This is a genomic window from Vibrio sp. 10N.222.55.C6, from assembly GCF_041473395.1.
Classification (GTDB): Bacteria; Pseudomonadota; Gammaproteobacteria; order Enterobacterales; family Vibrionaceae; genus Vibrio; species Vibrio crassostreae_C.
The window spans coordinates 1-365 of the sequence record NZ_JBFRSD010000859.1 but is presented as its reverse complement, the minus strand read 5'-3'; the positions used below and the strand labels follow the sequence as shown (position 1 = coordinate 365).

Below are 365 nucleotides of genomic sequence, written 5' to 3'. Positions count from 1 at the left end.
AAAGTGAGCCACCATGGGCTCACTTTTTAGGTCTAAACAAGATAATAAGTAACGGAATTAGATAAAGACTCTCGCTCTAACACCGAATACCCAAGCGCTGCTTTCATTGGAGAATGCAGGATCCTTTATGTACTGGATGTCAGGCGTTACTTGGAAATGGTCACCAAACTGCATGTTGTAGTAGATCTCTGCTGTCCACTGCTCTGTACTACCGCTTATAGCTTTCGCATCAGCTGCAAAAGAATCACCATTCACTTCCGCCCAGTTTAGCGCTACACCAAGGTTGTTGGTCGGTTTTCCTAATCCAAAGTACCCCATACCAACAGAAATAGACTTATCGTAAAGGGCAACATCCCCTTCAGAGA

At 44.4% G+C, this 365-nt stretch carries 1 protein-coding gene; it reads right to left on the bottom strand.

Features of this window, described 5'->3' with window-relative positions; translation table 11 throughout:
- Positions 1-57 precede the first annotated feature (57 nt).
- Positions 58-365: carbohydrate porin (locus AB4486_RS26555; protein WP_372119757.1), on the bottom strand; the 308-nt coding region annotated here is incomplete at its 5' end.